General features: G+C 72.2%; 11 protein-coding genes. 8 read left to right on the top strand and 3 right to left on the bottom strand.

Features of this window, described 5'->3' with window-relative positions; all coding sequences use genetic code 11:
- The first annotated feature begins 140 nt into the window (after positions 1-140).
- The 5 genes from OG519_RS10110 to obgE all read left to right on the top strand — a co-directional run bounded on the left by OG519_RS10110 (position 141) and on the right by obgE (position 8,533).
- On the top strand, positions 141-947 hold the full coding sequence (locus OG519_RS10110) for a TIGR03936 family radical SAM-associated protein (RefSeq protein WP_405581510.1): 807 nt from the start codon (positions 141-143) through the stop codon (positions 945-947).
- Between the two features lie 214 nt (positions 948-1,161).
- Entirely contained in the window at positions 1,162-5,892 is a 4,731-nt protein-coding gene (locus tag OG519_RS10105; RefSeq protein ID WP_405581507.1) for an Rne/Rng family ribonuclease, read from the top strand.
- Positions 5,893-6,351: 459 nt separating this feature from the next.
- On the top strand, positions 6,352-6,675 hold the full coding sequence (rplU, locus tag OG519_RS10100) for a 50S ribosomal protein L21 (RefSeq protein ID WP_405581505.1): 324 nt from the start codon (positions 6,352-6,354) through the stop codon (positions 6,673-6,675).
- Between the two features lie 14 nt (positions 6,676-6,689).
- Entirely contained in the window at positions 6,690-6,944 is a 255-nt protein-coding gene (rpmA, locus tag OG519_RS10095) for a 50S ribosomal protein L27 (protein ID WP_398239318.1), read from the top strand.
- 134 nt (positions 6,945-7,078) lie between these two features.
- Positions 7,079-8,533 carry a GTPase ObgE gene (obgE, locus tag OG519_RS10090; RefSeq protein WP_405581502.1) on the top strand — a complete coding sequence of 485 codons (1,455 nt, stop codon included), beginning with the start codon at positions 7,079-7,081 and terminating at the stop codon, positions 8,531-8,533.
- 120 nt (positions 8,534-8,653) lie between these two features.
- On the opposite strand, the gene OG519_RS10085 is transcribed toward obgE, so the two are convergent.
- Positions 8,654-9,628 (bottom strand): glycosyltransferase family 2 protein, encoded by a 975-nt coding sequence (locus OG519_RS10085; protein WP_405581500.1) that lies wholly within the window; start codon positions 9,626-9,628, stop codon positions 8,654-8,656.
- A gap of 234 nt (positions 9,629-9,862) precedes the next feature.
- Between OG519_RS10085 and OG519_RS10080 the strand changes: the two genes are divergently transcribed.
- Both OG519_RS10080 and OG519_RS10075 read left to right on the top strand, forming a co-directional pair.
- A complete protein-coding gene (locus tag OG519_RS10080) occupies positions 9,863-11,446 on the top strand; it encodes a glycosyltransferase (protein ID WP_405581497.1) in 1,584 nt (527 codons plus the stop codon).
- A gap of 332 nt (positions 11,447-11,778) precedes the next feature.
- Positions 11,779-12,954 (top strand): acyltransferase family protein, encoded by a 1,176-nt coding sequence (locus tag OG519_RS10075; protein ID WP_405581494.1) that lies wholly within the window; start codon positions 11,779-11,781, stop codon positions 12,952-12,954.
- 104 nt (positions 12,955-13,058) lie between these two features.
- Here OG519_RS10075 and OG519_RS10070 read toward each other — a convergent pair whose 3' ends face one another.
- Together OG519_RS10070 and OG519_RS10065 are read right to left on the bottom strand one after the other, a co-directional pair.
- A complete protein-coding gene (locus OG519_RS10070) occupies positions 13,059-14,258 on the bottom strand; it encodes a glycosyltransferase (protein ID WP_405581491.1) in 1,200 nt (399 codons plus the stop codon).
- A complete protein-coding gene (locus tag OG519_RS10065; RefSeq protein WP_405581488.1) occupies positions 14,255-17,155 on the bottom strand; it encodes a CDP-glycerol glycerophosphotransferase family protein in 2,901 nt (966 codons plus the stop codon). Before OG519_RS10065 ends, OG519_RS10070 begins: the two co-directional genes overlap by 4 nt.
- A 241-nt stretch (positions 17,156-17,396) precedes the next feature.
- On the opposite strand from OG519_RS10065, the gene galE reads away from it, so the two are divergent.
- Positions 17,397-18,362 carry a UDP-glucose 4-epimerase GalE gene (gene galE, locus OG519_RS10060; protein ID WP_405581485.1) on the top strand — a complete coding sequence of 322 codons (966 nt, stop codon included), beginning with the start codon at positions 17,397-17,399 and terminating at the stop codon, positions 18,360-18,362.
- The last annotated feature ends 189 nt before the right edge of the window (positions 18,363-18,551 follow it).

The raw sequence follows: 18,551 nt of genomic DNA, 5'->3' as shown, positions 1-18,551 counted from the left end.
CGACGGCTGCCGGACCGTGCGAAGCAACCCTGGTCGACACCCGACCCATCGGCACGCGCCCGCGTGCCGAGGCCAGACATCCGAAGGACTGAACGACACTGGGCAAGCGACAGCCCGAAGGCCCACCGCCGGCACCGACGGTGCAGCGCATCCGCCTCCGCTACACCAAACGCGGCCGCCTCCGGTTCACCAGCCACCGCGACTTCCAGCGCGCTTTCGAGCGGGCCCTGCGCCGCGCCGCGGTACCGATGGCGTACTCGGCCGGTTTCACCCCGCACCCCAAGGTCTCCTACGCCAACGCCGCGCCCACCGGCGTCGGCAGCGAGGCGGAGTATCTGGAGATCGGGCTCGCCCAGACCCGTGACCCGGAGCAGCTCCGGCTGCTGCTCGACGCGTCGCTGCCCGCCGGGCTCGACATCGTCGACGCGGTCGAGGCGCACACCTCGGGCCTGGCCGAGCGGCTGGAGGCGTCCGTCTGGCAGCTCCGGCTCGACGGTGTGACGCCGGACGAAGCCCGGCGGGCTGTCACGGCGTTCCTCGCCGCGGAGACCGTGGAAGTACAGCGCGGCACCAAGAACGGCATCCGCACCTTCGACTGCCGGGCCGCCGTCACACGGCTCGACGTGGTGGACACCACGCCGCCCGACGCGGCGCAGGCCGGCCTGAGCGACGACAATGAGAACGCGAGTCCGGACCCGGAAGCGGGTGCCGGTAGGCCGCATGACGGCGCCTGTGCGATACTGCGGCTGGTTGTGCGGCACTTGACACCTGCCGTGCGGCCCGACGACGTACTGTCCGGCCTCCGAGCGACGGCCGACCTCGCGCCGCCGGTCCCCGTAGCGGTGACCAGGCTGGCGCAGGGGCCGCTCGACGAGGAGTCCGGTACGGTCACCGACCCGCTCGCGCCAGACCGCGACGCCGTGGCGGTACCGGCCGGTTCCGCCTAAGTACGGCGTCACGCGTCGCCGACGCACCAGGGAGCCACCCGGGTCCGGCGCCGCTGACCAAACAGACTTTCGTCGGCCCCCCGAGGGCGGGCCGACGAGCGACACAGCAGCTCCCGTGCGGCGCCCGCGCCCCGGAGGCCGGCCCCGCGATCCAAGCGGCCACCGGCCCCGAACAGGACGCGGCGCCCGGGAGCATGACGGGAGCAATGCCCGAATGCCCGACCAGACCGATCCGACCGACCAGACCACTCAAGGCGACCAGACCGCGCCCGGTGCGAACCCGGACGCCGCCGACGAGAGCGCGGCCCCGCGCCGCCGCCGGCGCGCCGCCTCCCGACCCGCGGGCCCGCCGGTGGGCGAGGACACCGCGACCGCGCCGACCGGCGCGGGCGCCAGCGACGAGGCCGCTCCGGCCGCCCCGCGCCGCCGCGCCACCCGCAAGACCGCGGCTTCCGCCGCCGAGGGCGCGAGCCCGTCCGACGGCGCCGCCGAAGAGGCCGCACCGACCCGGACCCGGCGAACCCGTAAGACCGCCGCTTCCGCCCCGGAGGACGCCGCGGCCGAGAGCGCGCCCGCCGAGACGGGAGCCGACGAAGCCGCCGCGCCCCGCGCCCGGCGCCGCGCCACCCGTAAGGCCACCGCGCCGGCCGGGGCACCCGCCGAGTCCGCCGCGCAGGACGCGACGACCTCGGCGCCCGAGCCGGCCGCCCAGGAGGAGAGCGCCCCGGCCCCCGCCCGGCGCCGCGCGGCCCGCAAGGCCACCGCGCCGGCGGGCGCGCCCGCCGACGCTTCCGCGAGCGCCTCGGACACCGCCGAGGAGCCCCAGGCGCCGGTACGCCGCCGCGCCACCCGTAAGTCGGCCGCCCCGGCCCCGGAAGAGGCCGCCGCCGAGAGCAGCGCCCTCGCCTCAGACGTGGCGGACGCCGTGGTGACCGACCCCGAAGCCGAATCCCCGGCCGACGCGGCCCCGCCGCGCGCTCGTCGTCGTGCCACGCGTAAGGCGACGGCTCCGGCCGGTGCGCCCGCCGCCGCCGAGGCGGCGGAGCAGAGCGCGCCCGAGGTGGTCGCGCCCGTGGCCGAGCAGGCCGCCCCCGAAACCGCTGAGAGCACGGACGCGGCGCCGCCGCGTGGCCGTCGTCGTGCCACGCGTAAGGCGACCGCCCCGGCGGGCGCGCCCGCCGCTGCCGAGGCCGAGGTCCAGGCCGCGCCCTCCTCGGTGGAGGCCGCCGCCGAGCAGGCCGCCCCTGAAACGGCCGAGTCCACGGACGCGGCGCCGCCGCGCGCTCGTCGTCGTGCGACGCGTAAGGCGACGGCTCCGGCCGGTGCACCCGCGGCGGCCGAGGCTGAGGTCCAGGCCGCGCCGTCCCCGGTGGAGCCCGTGGCCGAGCAGGCCGCTCCCGAAACCGCTGAGAGCACGGACGCGGCGCCGCCGCGTGGCCGTCGTCGTGCCACCCGTAAGGCCGCAGCCCCGGCCGGTGCGCCCCCCGCCACCCAGGCCGAGGCCCAGGCCGAAGCCCGTCCGCGGACTCCGGCCCCCGAGGCCGCCCCCGCCGCGGCCCCCCAGAGCCAGGGCCAGGGCCAGAACCAGGGCAACGGCCGCGGTGGCGAGAGCGACGGTGGCGGCAGGTCGCGCCGGCGCGGTCAGCGCGGCAACACCACGGCGACCTTCTCGGCCGGCGAGGGCACCCGCAGGCTGCGTCCCGGGGCGCTCGCCCCGAAGGACAGCCAGGACGCCCAGGGCACCGAGGACGCCGCGGGCGAAGCCGCCGGCGCGGCCCGGACGCCGACCCCCTATGTCGGCCGCGCCTTCCGGGACGGCGACGGATGGGGCGTCGAGGTCGAGGACGCCTACGAGATCCGCGGTTACGGCGACACCGTCGAGGAGGCCACCGCCGAGGCACTCGCCTCCATCGCGGAGGCCTTCGGCGTGGACCCCGGGTCCGTGACGATCGAGGTGCGCGGCCGCGAGGACGCGCAAGCCCCTGAGGAGACCGCCCCCAGGGGCCGTGGCCGCCGGGCCGCGCGCCCCTCGCTCGCGGTCTTCCAGCCGCCGGTGTTCCAGGCGGCCGGTCCCGCGGTCCCCGCGACGCGGGCCCAGGACGCCGAGGCCGAGGAGGCCGCCGAGGAGATCGGTGACGACGAGGCGGCGGCCGAGCACGAGGGCCGTACCCCGCGCCGCCGGCGCCGCCGCCGCGGTGGTGGCGCCCCCGACCAGATCGCCGAGGTGACCGTCGCCGACGAGCCCGAGATCCGCGAGATCCCCGAGATCGACGACGCCGAGGGCGACGCGGACGACAGCGGTGAGGACGAGGCGGGCGCCGACGACGACGAGGAGCGCCCCTCGCGCCGCCGCCGTCGGGGTGGCCGGCGCCGTCGTCGCGGTGACGCGACCGACCAGGAACAGGGCCACGACGAAGGCACCGTGACCGACGGCGACGACGAGGACGAGGCGTCCGACGAGGACGAGGCCGGCGACGAGCAGGCCGACGACGACCACGGGGGTTCCAGCTCCAGCAGCAGGCGCCGTCGCAGGCGTCGCCGCCGCGGTTCCGACGCGAGCACGGACGACGGCGTGGTGTCCGACGACCCGGAGCGCACCGTCGTCAAGGTCCGCGAGCCGCGCCAGCGGTACGAGGGCGGCACCGGCGCCGACGAGGTGCAGTCCATCAAGGGCTCCACCCGCCTGGAGGCCAAGAAGCAGCGCCGCCGCGAAGGCCGCGAGCAGGGCCGCCGCCGGGTGCCGATCATCACCGAGGCCGAGTTCCTCGCCCGCCGCGAGGCCGTCGAGCGCGTCATGGTGGTCCGGCAGAACGGCGAGCGCACCCAGATCGGCGTGCTGGAGGACGACGTCCTCGTCGAGCACTACGTCAACAAAGAGCAGGCGACCTCTTACGTCGGCAACGTCTACCTGGGCAAGGTCCAGAACGTGCTGCCGTCGATGGAGGCCGCGTTCGTCGACATCGGCAAGGGCCGCAACGCGGTGCTCTACGCCGGTGAGGTCAACTTCGAGGCGCTCGGCCACTCCGGCGGCCCGCGCCGGATCGAGTCCGCGCTCAAGTCGGGCCAGTCGGTGCTCGTCCAGGTCACCAAGGACCCGATCGGGCACAAGGGTGCCCGCCTGACCAGCCAGGTCTCGCTGCCGGGACGCTACCTGGTCTACGTGCCCGAGGGCTCGATGACCGGTATCAGCCGCAAGCTGCCCGACACCGAGCGGGCCCGGCTGAAGACGATCCTGAAGAAGATCGTCCCCGAGGACGCCGGCGTGATCGTGCGCACGGCCGCCGAGGGCGCGAGCGAGGACGAGCTGCGCCGCGACGTCGAGCGGCTGCAGGGCCAGTGGGCGGACATCCAGAAGAAGGCCAAGGGCGGCGGCAGCTCCAACGGGCCGACGCTGCTCTACGGCGAGCCGGACATGACCGTCCGGGTGGTCCGGGACATCTTCAACGAGGACTTCACCAAGGTCATCGTCAGCGGTGACGAGGCGTGGGCGACGATCCGCGAGTACGTCGCGCACGTCGCGCCCGACCTGGTGGACCGGCTGTCGCGCTGGACGTCGGAGGTGGACGTCTTCGCGACGTACCGCATCGACGAGCAGCTGCTGAAGGCGCTCGACCGCAAGGTCTGGCTGCCGTCGGGCGGTTCGCTGGTGATCGACAAGACCGAGGCGATGGTCGTGGTCGACGTCAACACCGGGAAGTTCACCGGGCAGGGCGGCAACCTTGAGGAGACCGTCACCCGCAACAACCTGGAGGCGGCCGAGGAGATCGTCCGACAGCTCCGGCTGCGGGACCTCGGCGGCATCGTGGTGGTCGACTTCATCGACATGGTGCTGGAGTCCAACCGCGATCTGGTGATGCGGCGGCTGCTGGAGAGCCTGGGCCGGGACCGGACCAAGCACCAGGTGGCCGAGGTCACCTCGCTCGGCCTGGTGCAGATGACCCGCAAGCGGGTCGGCCAGGGGCTGCTCGAATCGTTCTCCGAGACCTGCGTGCACTGCAACGGGCGCGGTGTCATCGTCCACATGGACCAGGCGACGACCACCGGTGGCGGCGGAAAGCGCAAGCGGCGCGGCCGCGGCAACGGCACCGCGGTCGGCGAGGGCCATGAGCACGAGCATGTGCTCGACACGGACACCGACGACACCGACGAGGCCGAAGAGCCGGACGGCATCGAGGAAATCGAGGGCGTCGAGGGCATCGACGAGATCGAGGCCGACGAGGCGGCCGAGGACGCGCTGCCCGAGCTGGAGCCGCTCGAGGTCGGCGAATCGGATCTGGTGCCCGCGGAAGGCGACCCGGAGGAGGAGTGGTTCGGCAGCGCCGCCGAGGCGGCGGCCGCCGCGGGTCCCCGGGGCCGCAGCCGCCGCCGGGGTTCGCGCAAGGCGACCGCTCCGGCGGGCGCGCCGGCCGTGGCCAGCAGCGAGGCGGAGCCCGCCGTGGTCGTCGTCCCGGTGAGCGAGCCGGACGCCGAGCAGCCCGCGGCGCCGGTGAGCGAGTCCGAGCCGGCTGTCTCCGCGGAGCCGCCGGTCCGTACCCGGCGTCGTGCCACCCGTAAGGCGACCGCCCCGGCGGGCTCGCCGGTGGCGGCGGAGGAAGCGGCCGTCGTGGTGGTGCCCGCCGAGCAGCAGGCGGCGCCGGTGGACGAGTCCGAGCCGGCTGTCTCCGCGGAGCCGCCGGTCCGTACCCGGCGTCGTGCCACCCGAAAGGCGACAGCCCCGACCGGTTCGCCGGCCGCGGCGGAGGACGCCGCCGTGGTGGTCGTGCCCAACCCGGCACCCGTGGCCGACGGTTCGTCCGAGGGCGAGGACGCCGAGCCGAAGAAGCGGGCGCCGCGCAAGGCGGCGGCGAAGAAGACCGCCAAGAAGGCGGCCACCAAGAAGGCCGCAGCCAAGAAGACGACGGCGAAGAAGGCCGCGGCGAAGCGGACGGCTTCGTCGCCCGAGTAACACCGGGCGGTCAGTCGAGCGGGCAATCGGGCGGGCAGGGTCACGGACCCTGCCCGCCCGCGCCGCGCGCTCCCCGGGCCCGCCCGCAGCGAGCGGGCTGCCCCAGCCCCAGCCCCACGGCCCGCACCGGGCCCGTGGGCGGGCCGGCCGCGCCAAGAACCCCCGCACCGGCGCGCGGATGACGCCCGTCGGCTGAGCCGGGGCAGCCAGGGGGCCGGCCAGTCGGGCCAGCCGGGCCCGCCGAGGTGACCGCGCGGGTCGCGGTAGCCGGGCGGCGGGCGGGGTGAATTTGACCCTGCCCAGGCCACTCCGTAGTCTTGACCTTCGGCGTTTCTGCGCTTTCTCCTGAGCACTTTCCTTCCGGTGGCCCTCGTGGCGGCCGGGAGAGGCCCCCCTCGCCTCGCGGTATCGGGACGGCTGGCATCAGGGGTCCGAATCGAGTGAGAGAGTGAGTCCCGCGTGTACGCGATCGTGCGTAGTGGTGGCCGCCAGCACAAGGTGGCCGTCGGCGACATCGTCGAGGTAGACAAGATTTCCGCAGGCAAGGTCGGCGACGCGGTCGAGCTCTCGACGCTGCTGATCGTTGACGGCGAAGCCGTCACCAGCGACCCGTGGGTGCTCGCCGGGATCAAGGTCGAGGCCGAGATCGTGGACCACCACAAGGGCCAGAAGATCGACATCCTGCGCTACAAGAACAAGACCGGTTACCGCCGTCGCCAGGGTCACCGCCAGCAGTACACGGCGCTGAAGATCACCGGCATTCCCGCGGCAGCGACGAAGTAAGGGACTGAGGAGAGATGGCACACAAGAAGGGCGCATCGTCCACTCGGAACGGTCGCGACTCCAATGCCCAGCGGCTCGGCGTGAAGCGCTTCGGCGGTCAGGTCGTCAACGCCGGTGAGATCATCGTCCGCCAGCGCGGTACCCACTTCCACCCGGGCTCCGGCGTCGGCATCGGCAAGGACGACACGCTGTTCGCCCTCGCCGCCGGCGCGGTCGAGTTCGGTACGAAGCGCGGTCGTCGCGTCGTGAACATCGTTCCGGCCGCCTGATCCAGGCGCCGTAGAGCGACAGCACCACTTCCGAGGGCGGACCCCCTTCCCGGCAACGGGAAGCGGGGCCGCCCTCGGCGTGTTATCAGGTGTGTGAACCCACACGCTCCCGTATGTATCTGGAGGAAGCACCCATGACCACCTTCGTGGACCGCGTCGAGCTGCATGTCGCCGCGGGTAACGGGGGCCACGGCTGCGCCTCCGTGCACCGGGAGAAGTTCAAGCCGCTCGGCGGTCCTGACGGCGGCAACGGCGGCCGGGGCGGCGATGTGATCCTGGTGGTGGACCAGGACGTCACCACCCTGCTCGAATACCACCACAGCCCGCACCGCAGGGCCACCAACGGCAAGCCGGGCGAGGGCGGCAACCGCTCGGGCAAGGACGGTACGGACCTGGTGCTGCCGGTGCCCGACGGCACGGTCGTGCTGGACGCCGACGGCCAGGTGCTCGCCGACCTCGTCGGTCAGGGCACGAGCTTCGTCGCCGGGCAGGGCGGCCGCGGCGGCCTCGGCAACGCGGCGCTGGCCTCGGCCCGGCGCAAGGCGCCCGGCTTCGCGCTGCTGGGTGAGCCGGGGAAGGCCCAGGACATCGTCCTGGAGCTGAAGACCGTCGCCGACGTGGCGCTGGTCGGCTACCCGAGCGCCGGCAAGTCCTCGCTGATCTCGGTGCTTTCCGCGGCCAAGCCGAAGATCGCCGATTATCCGTTCACCACACTGGTGCCCAACCTCGGTGTGGTCGCCACCGGTTCGACCGTCTACACCATCGCGGACGTCCCCGGCCTCATCCCGGGCGCCAGCCAGGGGCGTGGCCTCGGCCTGGAGTTCCTGCGGCATGTCGAGCGCTGCGCGGTGCTGGTGCACGTACTGGACACCGCCACGCTGGAGTCCGACCGGGACCCGTTGAGCGACCTCGACGTCATCGAGGCGGAGCTGCGGGCTTACGGCGGCGGGCTCGAGGGCCGGCCGCGGCTCGTGGTGCTCAACAAGATCGATGTCACCGACGGCCGGGAACTCGCCGAGATGATCAAGCCCGAGCTCGAAGCCCGCGGCTACCAGACCTTCGAGGTGTCGGCCGTCTCCCACGAGGGCCTGAAGGAGCTGTCGTTCGCGCTGGCGAAGATCGTCGCCGACACGCGCGCGGCCGAGCCCGCCCAGGAGTCCACCCGGGTCGTCATCCGCCCGAAGGCGGTGGACGACGCGGGCTTCACCGTGACCCCGGAGGAGTCCGCCGAGGGCGACGTCCTCTTCCGGGTCCGTGGCGAGAAGCCCGAACGCTGGGTCCGCCAGACCGACTTCGCCAACGACGAGGCCGTCGGCTATCTCGCCGACCGGCTCAACCGGCTCGGTGTCGAGGATCAACTCGTCAAGGCCGGTGCCCGGGCGGGGGACGGGGTCGCCATCGGCGCGGACGACAACGCGGTCGTCTTCGACTGGGAGCCGTCACTCGCGGCCGGCGCGGAGATGCTCGGCCGCCGCGGTGAGGACCACCGCTTCGACGCCCCTCGGGCCGCCGTCACCCGCCGGCGCGACAAGCAGGCCGAACGGGACGAGGCGGATGAGGAGTTCCGCGACTTCGACCCCTTCGCGTAAGCGGGGGAGCCGAGTCAGGCACCGGTGATGAGCCCGGCCCGCCCACCGCGGCGCCGGGCTCGCCGCCCTGGCCTCCCCGCCCTGACCTCGCCGCCCTGACCTGACCTCCCCGGCCCGGCCTCACCGCGCGTCCACCCGCCCCACAGGGCTCACCTGCCGCGCCGTGAGGATCCGTGACGCGCTGGTCTCCTTGACCAGGAAGTGCGGGCGCCGCTTCGTCTCGTAGTAGATACGGCCGATGTACTCGCCGATCAGCCCGAGCATCAGCATCTGAAGTCCGCCGAGGCCGACGATCGCGACCAGCAGCGTCACATACCCGGGTACGTCCGGCCCCTCGGCCATCGCCAGCACGGTCACGGTCACCGCGTAGAGCCCGGCGACCGCCACCAGCGCCGTACCCAGGTATATGGCCAGCCGCAGCGGCCGGTTGTTGAACGAGATCATGCCGTCCAGGCCGTAGTTGACCAGCGCGCCGAACCGCCACTTGGTCTCCCCGGCGCCGCGGGCCGCGTTGCGGTAGTCGAAGGTGACGGTGTCGAAGCCGATCCAGGAGAAGAGCCCCTTGGAGAAGCGGTTGTACTCCGGCATCGCCAGCAGCGCGTCCACCGCCCGCCGGGACAGCAGCCGGAAGTCGCCCACGCCGTCGGTGAGTTCGACGTCCACCCAGGAGTTGACCAGCCGGTAGTAGAGCCGGCTGACGGCGGTCCGCACCGGCTTGTCGCCCTCTCGGCCGCGCCGGGCGACGACCTGGTCGTGGCCGGCCCGGTAGAGCTCGACCATCCGGCCGATCAGCTCCGGCGGATGCTGGAGGTCGGCGTCCATGATCACCACGGCGTCGCCCGCCGCGTCCTTGAGGCCGGCCAGGATGCCCGCCTCCTTGCCGAAGTTGCGGCTGAAGGAGATGTAGCGGGCGCGGCCCGCGCGGTCCCGGGTGAGGTGCCGCAGCCGCTCCAGGGTGCCGTCGCCGCTGCCGTCGTCGATGTAACAGAGCTCGTAGTCGACGGCGAGGGAGTCCAGTGTCTCCCGGATCCGCCGGTCGAAGAGGTCGATCACGGCCTCTTCGTTGTAGCAGGGGACAACGATCGACAGTCGCATGGGTTCACTTCCGGAGCCGCGCGCGAATACGGAGGGTGCGGCTCCGGTTACCGGCAGCTCGCTCCTCTGTCAGCCTAGGGCGGCCCCGGCGCGATACCGGCCGCTAACCGGTCGATCCCCCAAAGTTCAGCAAACCTCCGCAAGGTACGCCTGGAAGATTCACCCCGGTGTGCACAACCGAAAGCCGCGAATACTACTCTTAGGACTCTGAGAGCCGATCAGAAGCGAGGGTCCTTGAAGGCACGCGTCAGCGTCGTCGTGATCACTTACAACGACGCCGAACATGTCAGCACGGCGGTCGGATCGGCCCTCGCCCAGGGTGACGCGGTCGGCGAGGTGATCGTCGTCGACGACTGCTCGACCGACACCACGGCCGAGGTGCTCGCGGCATTCGAGGACGACCCGCGGGTGCGGGTGCTGCCGCGCACCACCAACAGCGGTGGCTGCGGCACCCCGCGCAACGACGGCATCGGCGCCGCGGCCTTCCCCTATCTGCTCTTCCTCGACAGCGACGACGAGCTGGCGCCCGGCGCCGTCGACGCCCTGCTGCCGCTCGCGCAGGCGCACCACGCGGACGTGACGGCCGGGCAGGTGCTCCGCCGTGAGCTGCCGGACGGCCGGGAGACCCGCTGGGCGCCGAACCTCTACGACACGGCGGCCGGCGCCACCCTGCCGGGACAGGTCCTCCAGGGCATCGCCGACCACCCCGAGCTGCTCTGGGACACCCTCTCGGTCAACAAGCTCTACCGCACCGCCTTCCTCCGCGACCGCCGACTGACCTTCCCCGACGGCGCCTTCCACTACGAGGACTTCGTCTTCACCGCCCGCCTCTACGCGGCCCGGCCGCGGCTGGTCATCACCGATGTACCGGTCTACATCTGGTATGTCCGGCGGCAGGCGGCCAAGCTGTCGATCTCCCTGCGCCGCGCCGACATCGCCAACTGGCGGCACCGCATCGCCGCGCACCGGGGCGTGGTGGACACCTTCCAGGACGCGGGCGCGTACGGTCTGGCCGAGGCGGCGCAGGCGAAGTTCCTCGACTACGACCTGCCGATGTACGTCAGGGAGCTGCCGCAGCGCAACGCGGAGTACGTCGAGGAGTGGTGGCGGATCACCCGTGACTACGTCGGCGGCTTCGACCGGGAGGGCGTCGCGCTGGCCACGGTGCCGGCCCGCTGGACGGTGCGGGCGCTGACCGCGACGCACGCCGAGAAGCCGGAGCCGGGGGCGGCCGGCATCGGCCGGCTGGTGGAGCTGGCCGCCCGCCCGCCGCGGCTGATCCCGCCCTACGGCACGGTGCCGCCGCCCGAGCTCGACGAGCTGGCACCGGCCGCGCTGCCGGTCATGGTGGACGCCCGGGTGCGCACCGGCAGTCACACCCGGCTCTCGCTGCGGGTCTACGAGCTCTACGGACGGCTCGCCGCGCTGCACCCGGTGGCGCTGCGGGTGGAGCTGACCGAGCGGGGCACGGTGAAGCCCGCGATCGACCTGGAGACCCCGCTGGTGCGGGAGGGCGACGGCTGGACGGCGGCGCTGCGGCTGAACACCGCGGATCTCGCCCGTGGCGGCCGGCTCGCGATCTGGCATGTCCGGGCGGAGATTCGCTACGCCGGCACCGACCAGCGCACCCCCGTCGAGGTGCGGGCCGCCGACGGGCAGGAGGCGCGACGCGGGGCAGTGGTGCGCCCCACCGGCCAGGTGCTGCTGGTGCAGACCCACATCACCGCCGGGCGCGCGCTGATCCTGCGGGTCGCCGACGGTATGCAGGGCGCCCGCCGGGTGGCCGGCGGCCGCCTGCGCCGGCTGATGGGCCGCTGACCGCGGACGCGGAGCGTCAACAGCGTCGCCAAGGTCGGCAAGGCCACCAAGGTCGGCAAGGCCACCAAGGTTGGCAAGGCCGCCAAGATCGCCTAAGTCGGCAGAGCCGGCAGAGCTGTAAAAGTCGATCGAGTCGACAAATCGGTGTAGACACAGCTCCCGCACAGGAGGCCGTTCCATCCTGGACAGCGTGGACGCTCTTCACTTAGTGTTCATCGGAAGATCGTATTAGTCTGCATGCTTACGCAGTCTTTCCGCTGAATCTCCGCCGTCTCCCAGAAGTTGATCGCATACCTATGCCAATACGAGGCTTCAGGGCCGGTGCGGCCGCGTTGCCCAAGCGCCTGGATTCCCTGACGAGCCTGCGATTCTTCGCGGCTTTCGCAGTCTTCACGCATCACTTCACCGGTACCGGCGGTGGGTCCGGCTTCGGGCGGTCGCCGCTGATCTTCCCCTACTCGGAGATCGGCGGGCACGGCGTCACCTTCTTCTTCGTGCTCTCCGGCTTCCTGATGATGTGGGTCTTCAAGTCCCACGAGCATCCGGGCGTCTTCTACTGGCGCCGGGTGGGCCGAATATGGCCGGCCCATCTTGTGGCCCTGGTCCTGGGCGTCTACGCCTATTACATCCGCGCCCACCTCACCATCCACTGGCCGAGCCTGATCTCCTCGGTCTTCCTGGTGCAGACCTGGTTCCCGCAGGTCACCCCCACCCTGCCCGGCAACGAAGTGACCTGGACGCTCAGCGTCGAGCTGCTCTTCTACGCCCTCTTCCCGCTGCTGGGCCGCATCGCGGTCCGGCTGCGCACCCGCTTCCTCGCCGTGGCCACCGTGCTCGGCCTGATGGGCATGTGGGCCGTCGACTGGTTCGCCACCGCCCACTACTCCCCGTCGCACGCCGGCTGGGTCATGCGCAACCCGGTCGTCTACCTGCCGGAGTTCGTGCTCGGCATGACGCTCGCGCTGGCCATCAAGCGCGGCTGGCGGCTGCCGCTGCGCCCGGTGGTGCCGGTGGCCCTGCTGATCGCCTACGTCTACGGCTACTACCAGGGCCGGGCCCGGCTGTCGGCCGGCACCGTGGCCCAACTCGACTTCACCGTCCGCCCGATCATCGCGATCCTGGCCGCGCTGATCATCCTGGCGTTCGTCCAGCGCGAGGTGCGCGGTCTGCACGGCATCCTGAACACCAAGCCGCTGGTGATGCTCGGCCTCTGGTCGTACTGCTTCTATCTGATCCACCACTCGATCAGCCGGCTCGCCACCTACACCTGGGGCCGGATGCCCGACAACAACGCGGTGCTCTTCACCCTGCTCGGCATGGGCGTGGTGGTGAACGTACTGGCCTGGGCGCTCTTCACCTTCGTCGAGGAACCGGCCGAGAAGTGGTGGCGCAAGCACACCCCCAAGCGCTGGCTCGACCGCGGTGGCCCCGACGGGCGGACCGCCCAGCTCCCCGGCCCCCGTCCCGAGACCGAGCCGCTCCGCGAGGCCCAGCCGGCCCGCGGCTAGCGGCCCGCCGCCCGGCGGCGTCCGGTGCGACGAAACCGGCGCGTCACCCACCGAGGTGGGGACGCGCCGGTCTGGCGTTTTCAGGGCGAGGGGAGCCGGGCCGCTCAGCGCTCCAGGAACGCGAAGAGCTCTTCCCAGCGCCGGGTGATGGACTCCGGGGTGTAGCGCTGCACATTGCGCCGGGCCAGCTCGCCCATCCGGTCCCGCTCCTCAGCGTCGTTCATCAGCCGGACGAGCTGGCGGGCCAGCTCCGAGGTGTTGCCCGGCCGGGCGAGCAGCCCGTCCACCCCGTCCTCGATGATCTCGTGCACGCCCGGCGCGCAGTCGAAGGCCGCGCACGGCAGCCCGCAGGCCATCGCCTCAAGAAGCGCCAGCGGGAAACCCTCACCGCGCGAGGACTGGACGAACACCGAGGCGCCGCGCAGCGCGCCCGGCACGTCACCGGTCTGCCCCGCCCACTCCACCGAGTCGTCCAGGCCCAGCTCGGTGCACTGGCTCTTCAGCGACGCCTCCAGCTCACCGGCGCCGTAGAGCCGCAGCCGCCAGCCGGGCGCCTTCGGGGCCGCCTCCGCCCAGGCGTCGAGCAGCATGTCGATGCCCTTCTGGTGGCTGAGCCGGCCGACGCTCGCCACCACCTTCTCGGTGCGCGGCGACGGCACCTCGGGCATCATCGGCAGCGGGTTGGGCATGAAGCCGACGTTGTTCAGCCCGCGGCCCGCCCACAGGTCGGCGTCTTCCTGGGTGAGCAGCAGCAGCCGGTCCACGTCCTTGTAGAACTTGGCCACCCGCAGGAAGCGGGACGACTGCCGCGAGTACTCGTACGACTCGTGGCTCATCCCGATCACCGGGTGGCCCGCGGTGTCGGCCAGCTCCACCCACTCCATCGCCCACACCTGGGTGACGATGATCATGGCGCCCGGCCCGGCGGCGCGGAACAGCGCGGAGAGCTTCGCCGCCGCGCGCTCGATGCCCTTGTCCCGGGCCGACTCGGTGCGGCGGGCGGCCAGATTGGCCCGGTCGAGCAGCCCCTTCGGCCGCCACCTGCCGGGCGGCCGGACGTCGTAGAGGGTCACGGTGTCGAACGGCGGGTTGGCGCCCAGGTCCATCGGCACCTCGGCCGGCGCGATGCCGACGATGGTCACCTTGTGGCCGCGCGCGGCGAAGAGCCCGGCCATCTGCGCCTGCCAGCGGGCGACGCCGCCGAGTTCGTCGACCTCGTTGGCGACGAAGAAGATGTCCCGCCGCGCCGGCTGTGCCGTCGCCGGCCGCCCGGTCGTCTCCGGCTGCTCATGCGTCGTGTTCATCGGGTGGTGGTCCCCCCTGCCGGGCCGAAGAAGCGGTCCGCGATCCGGGCCGCCGCGTCGCCGCGGTCGAACTCCCCGTACCTGGCGACGAAGTCACGCACCTGGTCGCCGTACTTGGCCCGTACGGCGTCGAGGTCGGAAAGCGTCGAGAAGAGCTCGTCCTGGGTCCGCGCCACCGGCCCCGGAGCCTCCTCCAGCAGGTTGAAGTACGTACCGCGGATGTCGTGCGCGTACTCCTCCCAGTCGTAGGCGTAGAAGACGATCGGCCGCTCCAGCAGCGCGTAGTCGAACATCACCGAGGAGTAGTCGGTGATCAGCGCGTCGGAGAGCAGCAGCAGCGGGGTGATGTCCGGCACCCCGGTGACATCGATCAGCCGGCCCGCGACCGACGGCGGCAGCGTCACCTTGTTGAGGTAGTGGGAGCGCACCAGCAGGGTGAAGTCGTCCCCGAAGCGGTCGGCGAACGCCTCCACGTCGAAGGGCGCCTCGAACGCCTGCACCTTGCCGTCGGCCGCCGCCCGGAAGGTCGGCGCGTAGAGCACCACCGGCAGTCCTGGCCGCAGCTTGAGCCGCTCCGCCAGTTCTTGTACCTCCGGCGGGCGCTCGGTGGCGCCCCTGCCCTTGACCAGAGCGTCGTTGCGCGGATAGCCCGTCCGCAGCAGCCTCGCCTCCGGCAGCCGGTAGGCACGGGCCAGGGTGCGCACATCGTGCTCGGAGCGCACCACGAAGTGGTCGAAGCGGTTCAGCGCCCGCTGGTACTCCTCCTGGTCGACCTCGGACATGATCCGGTACTTCGGCTCGTCGAAGCCCATCCGCTTGAGCGCCGAGCCGTGCCAGGTCTGGATGTACGTGGTCTCCGGCCGCTTGGCGAGCTTCAGCGGATAGCCCTGGTTGTCGATCCAGAACTCCGCCTGGGCGAGAGCCCGCAGATACTTCCACGACCAGCGCTCCACCAGCTCCACGCCGTCGGGGAAGTCGGTGGTCGGGGTCCGGCCGTCGTACGACCAGACGGCGTGGATCGGGGCGCCGCGGCGGCGCAGCTCCTCATAGATCGCGCGGGGGCTGTCGCTGTACTGCTTGCCGAGGTGGCTCTCGAAGATCACGCTGCCCTTGCGGACCGGCAGCACCTTGAGCATCTGGTGGTAGCCGGCGATCTTGCGCGGGCCCGAGTCCATCCGCCGCCGGGCGTCGCGGGCCGCCCGCAGCACCGTTTTGGCGGCGCGGGCCGGCGGGCCCTGAAGGTTGCGTTCGAGCAGCGCGCGGCCGACCCGGGCGGTCTTGCTGTGCTGGGTGAGCACGAAGGCGAGGTGGCCCTTGGCCGAGATCTCCGGCTTGAGCCGGTCGGCGGTGGCCCGGGTGAGCAGCGGGCGGACCACGATCGTGCCGCCGCTCTCCAGGTCGATGTTGCCCGCGGTGATCTTGCCCGTGGTGGTCTTTCCGTCGGCGGTCAGCCGCAGCCGGATGTCCCACACCTCGTCCAGCACGCCCAGCGGGCGCAGCATCTTGCGCAGCGGCACCTCGGCGTGCCAGGTGATGAAGTCCCCGTCGTGGCGCACGGTGTCCACCGGCACCCGGTAGTTGCGCAGGCTGCGGCGGCGGGCCTTGAACTCCAGCTCGGCCCTGATCTTCGCGGTCGGCGGGATGACGCCGAGCGGATTGACCACCCGGCCGTCGAGCACCGCCCCCGAGGCGTCCTCGTGGTAGCCGGTGAGCTCGTCGCGCAGCGACAGGGCGTTGAGCTGGAGGCCGTGGTAATTGCGGTCGGTGACGTCGAGTATGTCCCGGGCGTGCGGGTCGTCCAGATGGTCGGCGCACCAGTAGACCCGGCCGTCCCGCTCGATCAGCGGCGAGGAGAGCTTGTTGCGGTTGATCAGGGTGTCGATGGCCGGCATCAGATTGCGCCAGTCCTCCTGGAGGAGGAGATAGGCGCAGATCGCGTGGATCGGGTCCAGCGCCTCGAACGCCTCCCGCGGGAAGTCCCTGGTGTAGCCGTTGGCCATCTCGGCGAACCGGTGCCGGTAGCCGTCGTCGAGGAACGGCAGGTCGCGCAGGTAGAGCACCAGGTCGTGCTTGAGGAACTTGGTGTCCTTGTGCAGCTTCAGCTCGGCGAGACCGCGGCGCTCCAGGATCGCGTCCACCCGGCGGTGGACCTCAAGGCGGTCCGCGAAGTTGTTGATCTCGTGGCGCCGGTTGCTGATGGATTTCGCCTCGGTCTTCTCCACCACGTTCCAGTGGTAGACCGTCTGCGGAATCAGCGTGATGCGTTCGGCCGCGAGATACGCCTGCGCGGAGAAAAGGAGGTCCTCGTAATGGATGCCGCGGGGAAAGGTGAGTCCCTTTTCCAGCAGGAATTCCCGGCGGTAGCACTTGTTGGTGGACAGGGTGTCGAAGACCAGCAGATCGGGGAGTTCGGCGATGCTGTCGAGGGTCCGGGTGGTGCGGTAGAGCCACGGATACCAGTCGGCCCGCTTGTTGTTGCGGCTGTCCACGTGCACCCGGACGCACTTGCCGGAGACCAGGTCCGCGCCGGTCCGCTCGGCCGCGTCCAGCATGTTGCGGCAGGCGTGCGGATCGAGGATGTCGTCACTGTCCAGGAACATGACGTAGCGGCCGCGGGCCACCTTGATGCCCTGGTTGCGGGGTTCGCCGCAGCCGCCGCTGTTCTCCGGCAGCCGGATGGCCCGCACCCGGCTCGGGTCGGACGCCTGGAGCCGCTGGGCGACCTGGTAGGAGTCGTCGGTGGAGCAGTCGTCGGCGATGATGACCTCGACGTTGCGCAGCGACTGGTCGAGCACGGACCGCACCGCCGTGGGCAGCCGGGCGGCGTCGTTGTACACGATAACGACAACGCTGATGTCCGGTGTGTTGCCGGCCATCTCCTCAGCCGCGTTGGTCATTCTTGACACAGCCACCTCAGGTCGGAATTACGGTCTTCGCAGCTCCATAGCGTATCCCACACGTGTCACCGGCTGTTCAGAGTCCCGTCACGGATCGTTCAAAGGTCCGGTCCGGTCCCGCGCCGGGGCGGCCGGGCCCGGTCGGCGACGGCGGGCGGTGGCAGCCCGACGGCGGGCGGGGCCGGCGGGTGTCGGTGGGTGTCGGCGGGCGGTGTCGGCGGCCTTGGGTACGATGGCCGCCATGACGTGGTTGATCACCGGCGGTGCGGGATACATCGGCTCACACGTGGCGAAGGAGCTGGTCGACGGCGGCGAGCGGGTCGTCGTCCTCGACGACCTGTCCACCGGCGACCCGGCCCGGCTGCCCGCGGGCGTGCCGCTGGAGCGGGGCACCATCCTCGATCTGCCCTTCGTCGGTGAGGTGTTGCGCCGCCACGAGGTCAGCGGGGTGCTGCACATCGCCGCCAAGAAGCAGGTCGGCGAGTCGGTGCAGCGCCCTCTCTCCTACTACCGGGAAAACGTCGAGGGGCTGCGGACCGTGCTGGAGGCGTCCGCCGCGGCCGGCGTCGAGCGCTTCCTGTTCTCCTCGTCCGCGTCGGTCTACGGCATGCCGGACGTCGACCTGGTCACCGAGCAGACCCCCTGCCTGCCCATGAGCCCTTACGGCGAGACCAAGTTGGCCGGCGAGTGGCTCGTCGCGGCGGCCGGCGCGGCCCACGGCATGGCGACGGCGTCGCTGCGGTACTTCAACGTTGCGGGCGCGGCCACCCCCGAGCTGGGCGACCCCGGTGTCTTCAACCTGATCCCGATGGTCTTCGAGCGGATCGAGGCGGGGGAGTCGCCGCGGATCTTCGGTGACGACTATCCGACGCCGGACGGCACCTGTGTCCGCGACTACATCCACATCTCCGATGTGGCGTCCGCGCACCTGGCCGCCGCCCGCCGGCTGGCCGCCGACCCGTCCGCCCGGCTCGCGCTGAACATCGGCCGCGGCGAGGGCGTCTCGGTCGCCGAGGTGATCGCGATGATCCGCAAGGTCACCGGGCGGGCCGACATCACCCCCGAGGTGGTCGCCCGCCGCCCCGGCGACCCGGCCCGGGTGGTCGCCTCCGCCGAACTGATCGGCCGCGAGCTGGGCTGGACCGCCCGCCACGACCTTGAGGACATGGTCTCCTCCGCCTGGTCAAGCTGGCGCCACCGCCACTAACCGCCCGCCGGCGGCCCTGACCGCGCGGTGCGGGCCGTGGGACCCGATAGGGGCGCGGGGAACCGCGCGACGAGCCGCAACGGACCGCCACCCGGCAAACCACCGCACAAGGCGGGGCCCCACCTCGACCCGGCGGGGGGTGCCGTCGACCAGCGACGGTGCCGCCGATGCCGGCCGGGCGCCGCCCGC

The organism is Streptomyces sp. NBC_01190 (genome assembly GCF_045039895.1).
In the GTDB taxonomy this organism is placed as follows: domain Bacteria; phylum Actinomycetota; class Actinomycetes; order Streptomycetales; family Streptomycetaceae; genus Actinacidiphila.
This window is presented reverse-complemented; position numbering and strand designations above follow the sequence as displayed.